Source organism: Rothia sp. CCM 9416 (assembly GCF_048513535.1).
GTDB lineage: Bacteria > Actinomycetota > Actinomycetes > Actinomycetales > Micrococcaceae > Rothia.
Genome location: NZ_JBLXXR010000009.1, coordinates 73,269 through 79,658, shown reverse-complemented (window position 1 = coordinate 79,658; position 6,390 = coordinate 73,269). Strand labels below are relative to the sequence as shown.

Below are 6,390 nucleotides of genomic sequence, written 5' to 3'. Positions count from 1 at the left end.
ATGCCTGGTCGCTAAGATAATGATCCGGTCGTACTCCCCCAAATCTTGGGTACGTAAAACGATAGCGCTATCACGAATGGTCTTTTTCCTTGATAGCGCTGAATTCACACTCCCATTGTGGCATAACCGCACCCCATATGCCCTGATTGGTGCTGGGGAATGTGCATCACAAGAGGCTTGACATAAGAGCCGGGGTGAGCAAAATCAGCCCACCCCGACTTAGAATTACTCCTTACTCAGAGTCACGCAAAGCACGGTTGACAGCAGAAACCATTGCCTTCAGCGACGCCCGAGTTGTTGAATTATCAATACCGATACCCCACAGAACTCGGCTACCCACGGCCGCTTCGATATACGAGGCAGCCTGCGCATTTGCGGCCGAGCCGAGGGTATGCTCCGAGTAATCCATGACGCGGACATCGACGCCCTCCTTGGCCAGAATCGACTGCAGTGCTTCGATGGGGCCGCTACCCTGAGCGACACGGTTGTAGGTATGACCGTTAATGTTTAGACCAACCCGCATGGTGGTCTCGCCGTGTTCCTCAGAATCAATGGACAGAGACTCGATGCGGTACTTACCCCATCGAGATTCCGCCTTCTGATTAGGAAGGTACTCATCTGCGAAGATATCCCACAGAGCCTTGCTAGCAACTTCCCCGCCCTGGGCATCGGTTTTAGCCTGGACAACCGCCGAGAACTCCTGCTGGGCACGCTTGGGGAGGTCCAGGCCAAAGTCCTTCTTGAGCAGATAAGCAACACCACCCTTACCTGACTGAGAATTCACACGGATAACAGCTTCGTAGGAGCGCCCAAGGTCTTTAGGATCAATGGGAAGATAAGGAACCGCCCACACGAGCTCGTCAAGGCTCTTGCCCTGTTCAGCGGCATCCTTTTCCATGCGCTCAAATCCCTTTTTGATGGCATCCTGATGCGAGCCAGAGAAAGCAGTGAAGACCAAATCGCCGCCGTAGGGAGAGCGCTCATGAACCGGCAACTGGTTACAGTACTCGACGGTCCGCCTAATCTCGTCAATGTCCGAAAAATCAATCTCCGGGTTAACGCCCTGGGTGTACATGTTCAGACCCAGGGTAATCAAATCGACGTTACCGGTGCGCTCGCCATTACCAAAGAGGCACCCCTCGATACGATCCGCACCAGCTAGGTAACCCAGTTCAGCCGCTGCGACACCGGTTCCACGGTCATTGTGGGGGTGCAATGACAAAATGACGTGCTCACGGTTGGTCAGGTTGCGGCTGACCCATTCAACAGAGTCAGCGTAAATATTGGGAGTTGCCATCTCAACCGTAGCAGGAAGATTGATAATAACTTCGCGGCCTTGGCCGATGCCCAGTTCGTCGGTCACAGCGTTGCAGACCCGAACAGCGAACTCGAGTTCAGTGCCGGTGAAAGACTCCGGTGAGTACTCATAGGTCACCTTGGTATCGTGTACAAGCTGCTCTTCATATTTCTTGCACAAACGGGCTCCCGTGAGCGCAATGTCCAGGATTCCGTCCTGGTCCTGGTTAAAAACTACCCGACGCTGGAGGACTGAAGTCGAGTTGTAGAAGTGAACGATAGCCTTGGGAGCACCGTCAATCGCCTCAAAAGTCTTTTGAATCAGGTGCTCACGGCACTGAACCAGAACCTGAATGGTGACGTCATTGGGGATATGGCCGTCCTCGATGAGGGTACGGACAAAATTAAAGTCGGTAGCGGAGGCAGATGGGAAACCTACCTCAATTTCCTTGTAGCCCATGCGGACCAGCAGCTTAAACATAGCCAGCTTACGCTCAGTATCCATGGGGTCAATCAGGGCCTGGTTGCCGTCACGCAGGTCAACCGCGCACCACCGGGGGGCCTTCCTTATCTTCTTTTCCGGCCATGTGCGATCGGGAAGAGAAACATGAATTTGCTGGTCGAAAGGCAGGTACTTGTGCACCGGCATGGACGATGGTTTCTGGAAATTTTTCATAGCTATGACCCTTACAGATGAGGTGAGAAAATTGGCACCGGGTAGCGAATACCCGTAGCGAAGCTAAACCCGGGGCACTTCGCTACGGCAGATAAGCAGTCGCCGTGTCATCTCACGCATAGTGCCACGGTACCACGTTGGTCAACGCCAACCGGGAAAATCCAACCTCTATGTTCACTATCTGGGCTAGCGGCAGGTCAAGGCGCCCACAGCAGGAAAGAGCCGTCTAAAAAAGCCCGGCTTGAGGCCCGTAGTGGGGCAATCAAGCCGGGCTTAAGAAAACTACCAGACCTAGTAACTAAATGCCTGCTGGCAGGTGACCTGATCGGCGGTCTGGCCGCTGGCTCCCCCAGCAATTTTTGCCTGAGTAGTTTGAAGCTTATCTTCGGAGGCTAAATCAGAACCGAGCACTACCTCAATACCGGTATGCAGGCTTGAAGGGGTTACCGCCGTGATTCCATAGAGGTCAGCAATCAGCTGTGCTTCTGCTTCGTAGCCGTAGGGGTAGTAAACCGTAGACGCAGGGTAGATGGTAGCCTCATCCTGAGTTGTGACGGCCGAGAAACCAGCATCCTTGGTGATAGAAGCCAGTTTATTGGCTCGCCCTGTGACCCCACTGGCGTTGGTGAACGTAACGTCAAGAGCATAATTCAGCTCTTGAGCCGTGCTGGTGGAAGGCTCCTCCGCAGGTGCACTGGGTGAGGCAGAAGGCTCAACAAGCGACTGGTCTTTCTGTAGCTTGGTGAAGAAAGCCTCTGCCTCACTCGATAGCTGCAACTTATTCTCATCGTAGATGTAGGGCTCATGAGGAACCGTGGCAAAAACAACCTTGCTTAAGTCCACCGACGAAAAGATTGAGCCAATACCCACAAGATTACCAAGCTTAGTAAGTTCAGTGTCGACCGTTACGTTCTGGGTGATAGCCTCGGCAATTCTAAGAAGCATGGCGGGGTTAGAGAGAGTCCCCTCGGACTGTACCTTCCGTAGCAAAGATGCCAGGAAGCTCTGCTGGGCCTTAATACGCGCTGTATCGCTGCCGTCACCAAAGCCGTGACGAGAGCGAAGGAAAGCAAGAGCCTGCTCCCCCTCAACACTTGATGTACCGGCAGGAAGTTTGAGGCCGCTGTAAGTATCGTCAATCGGCTCGGAAACGCATACCTCAACCCCACCCACAACACTTGAAAGCGCTTTAACGGCATTGAAATCAACCAGCATAAAGTGATCAATGGCCACACCGGTGAGGTTGCTGATGGTAGCAACGGTACACCCCGGTCCGCCCCGTTCGAGAGACTCATTAATCTGGGTATCAGAGGTGGCGGGGTAGACTTCCCCCGTGGTTGCATCGGTGCACTTGGGGATATCAACCATGAGGTCACGCGGCAAGGAAATCACGTTCACCGCTGAGCGGTCTTCGCTCACCTGAACCAGCATCATGACATCGGAACGAGCACCGGCTTCAAGGTCCTCGGCAGAACCGTAAGCTCCGTTAGCGCCGCTACGAGTATCAGAACCGATAATCAAAATATCAAGGGGACCGCTCGCAAGGTTGCTAGAGAGCTCACCGATATTGATTTCAGCGGTATGGACGTTGCTGCGTAAACGCAATAGCGCAAACCCGCTGAAAGCAACCACCATAGTCAGCAAGGCCACACACGATAAAGCAATCCACTGGAGCTGCCGGGATTTAATCGGCTGATTCGCCATATGTCGGCCAAGTGGCTCAACAATTCGCTGGTTGGGGGTACCCTGAGGCGCCATTCAGTTACTCCGATTCATCAATACTGGGCTCGTCCTGCTACTTTGCCTGCACCAGGATAAACAATCAAGCTGGGAAGATTCTTTTGATTTAAGCGGCTTTTAGTACTAAAAACCCAGCTTCCCGAGTGCCCTGGGATCGCGCTGCCAGTCTTTTGCCACCTTGACATGGACCGATAGGTAGACCTTGGTCCCTAGAAGTGCCTCAATATTGTGTCGAGCTTTTTGCCCAATTTCTTTGAGCCGTGCTCCACGCTTGCCAATAATGATGCCCTTCTGAGAATCACGCTCAACATAAAGGTTAACGTGAATATCGAGCAGGGCATTATCTTCGCTACGCCCCTCACGTAGCTCCATCTCTTCAACAGTGACAGCAACAGAGTGCGGCAGTTCGTCCTGCACACCCTCGAGCGCGGCCTCACGCACCAGCTCGGCAACCAGTGTTGCCTCAGGTTCATCGGTCAGTTCCCCGGTGGGGTAGAGCGGAGGCGAACTGGGAAGGTAAGAAGAAAGAAGCCTGGCAACTTCATCAACCTGGTAATCCTTAACGGCAGAGACGGGGATAATATCTGCCCAGCCCCCCTGACCGTCAATAACAGTAGCCTGCTGAACCTGGCCTTTATTCCGTTTGGCCGCAGGGCCACTACCCTTACGGAAGGCGAGCTCTTCGCCCTTCTGCTTGGCTTCCTGGCGTTGGCGGCGCTGCTGTCGAGCGGCTCGCTCTGCACTCATGATTTCATCGCCCAGGGCTGACACCGCAAGAAGCTGCTCGGTCAGTTGCTCGTGAGAAACCTTATCTGCCTTAGTCACAATCGCAACAATCGGTTTATTGCCCGAAGCCGCAAGCTGCTGAGCAATGTAACGGTCACCCGGGCCAATCTTCTCGTCCGCAGGAATACAGAAACCGATTACATCGACCTCAGAGAGAGTCTGAGCTACCAGGTCATTGAGCCGTTCACCCAAAAGTGTACGAGGGCGGTGCAAACCGGGAGTGTCTACCAGCACCAGTTGAAAATCCTCACGGTGAACAATACCGCGAATCGTGTGGCGAGTAGTTTGCGGGCGATTTGAGGTAATCGCAACCTTCTGGCCCACTAAAGCATTAGTCAGTGTCGATTTACCGGCATTAGGTCGACCTACCAAAACGGCAAAGCCTGCGGTGTAATCCTCGGGAAAGGCTGCAAAATCCACTCAATAGCTCCAAAAAGTAGTGAAAAAATATCTACCCATCACTTTACAGGTAGCTAGCACCCGCCAGTTGCGAAACTACCTCCCGTCCACCCCACCGGCTGATAAAAGAGAGTTCCATCATAAACCCTGGGGCCTACCCTAGAGGGTAGGCCCCATCATAAAAGTGACGTGTGCGGAACTAATGGCTGTGCTCGTCTTCTGGTTCAGTATCAGTATCTGGGCTTACCCAGACCTGTAGGGTGCCCACCTTGTTGCGGCGGCCGCGGGAACCAATAGCTCGAATGTGGATACCCTCCACAAGAACCTCACTACCAATAATCGGCACCCGACCCAAATGCTTAGCGAGCAAGCCGCCTACCGTATCAACGTCGTCGTCTTCTAGCTCAATACCAAAGATCTCCCCGAGCTCCCAGGTGCTCAGACGGGAGCTAATCTTGAAAGTGCCGTCTTCCTGAACAGAAACCTCTGCTTTGTCGTTGTCGTACTCATCGGAAATATCTCCAACAAGCTCTTCGATCAGGTCTTCTAATGTCACAAGACCAGCTGTGCCACCGTACTCATCGACAACGACGGCAATGTGGGTTGATTCGCGTTGCATTTCTTTCAGTAGGTCCATGACCCGTTTAGATTCTGGTTCATAACGCACCGGGCGCATCAGCTCCGCTATTTTCGCTGGCTGGGAACCCTGAGTGCCAGTCCGTGTCGCGGCAACAACGTCCTTGAGATAGAGCATGCCTCGTACATCGTCAAAAGATTCCCCAAGTACCGGAATACGTGAGTAGCCCGATCGTAAAAAGAGAGAGAGCGACTGGTCAATGCTCTGGTCAACATCAACGGTTACCATGTCGGCACGGGGTACCATGATGGAGCGAATCCTGGTTTCGTCAAGCTCGAAAATGGACTGAACCATCTCGGCTTCATCGTCCTCGATAGCCTCAGAAGAGCTAGCCCTATCAACGAACTCGAGGATTTCGTCTTCGGTAAAGATGCCCGTAACCCGCTCAGAATCCCTGGGGCTGAACTTACGAGAGAGCTTCGTCAGAATAGATGAGAAGGGGCGGGTTAGAACGCCCAGTGCGTAGACAGTCCCCGCCATAGCCGAGAAAACCTGAACGTGCTTAGTGCGCCCTACCAGACGCGGAGCTACACCAAAGAAGACAAAGACCAGAACCGTCATCACCAGAAGTGTGGCTATTACACTGACCCAGGTGCGTTCAAAAAGGTCATGGGCTAGCAGGTAGAAGCAAATAATCGAGGCAACTTCAGCTAGCACGCGCCAGATACGCAAGGATCTGAAGTAAGGCTCAGGGTCTGCCAGTACTGCCCTAATACTTTCCTTGCCCGATTCTTCAGCTAAACCTTGGGCCTCGGACCGAGGAAGGTAGGTGTAAGAGGATTCAACAGCGGTAAAGAGATAGCCCAGTAAGACTAGCAACAAGACAGCAAAAAGAAGAAGGATAAGACCTACCACG

General features: G+C 53.1%; 4 protein-coding genes. All 4 read right to left on the bottom strand.

Going from position 1 to position 6,390, the window contains the following annotated elements; genetic code table 11:
- Positions 1–232: 232 nt before the first annotated feature.
- Positions 233–1,972: a 2-isopropylmalate synthase gene (gene leuA, locus ACN080_RS05455; RefSeq protein WP_419099687.1), complete on the bottom strand. Its 1,740-nt coding sequence runs from the start codon at positions 1,970–1,972 to the stop codon at positions 233–235.
- A 291-nt stretch (positions 1,973–2,263) separates the two neighbouring features.
- On the bottom strand, positions 2,264–3,730 hold the full coding sequence (locus tag ACN080_RS05450) for an LCP family protein (protein WP_419113247.1): 1,467 nt from the start codon (positions 3,728–3,730) through the stop codon (positions 2,264–2,266).
- Between the two features lie 105 nt (positions 3,731–3,835).
- A complete protein-coding gene (locus tag ACN080_RS05445; RefSeq protein WP_419113246.1) occupies positions 3,836–4,918 on the bottom strand; it encodes a GTPase Era in 1,083 nt (360 codons plus the stop codon).
- Positions 4,919–5,096: 178 nt separating this feature from the next.
- Entirely contained in the window at positions 5,097–6,389 is a 1,293-nt protein-coding gene (locus ACN080_RS05440; protein ID WP_419104507.1) for a hemolysin family protein, read from the bottom strand.
- Position 6,390 lies beyond the last annotated feature (1 nt).

What these genes read in the sequence shown, in the direction of transcription:
- ACN080_RS05450 (WP_419113247.1), bottom strand. Translation starts at nt 3,730, where the DNA reads ATGGCGCCTCAGGGTACCCCCAACCAGCGAATTGTTGAGCCACTTGGC.
- leuA (WP_419099687.1), bottom strand. Translation starts at nt 1,972, where the DNA reads ATGAAAAATTTCCAGAAACCATCGTCCATGCCGGTGCACAAGTACCTG.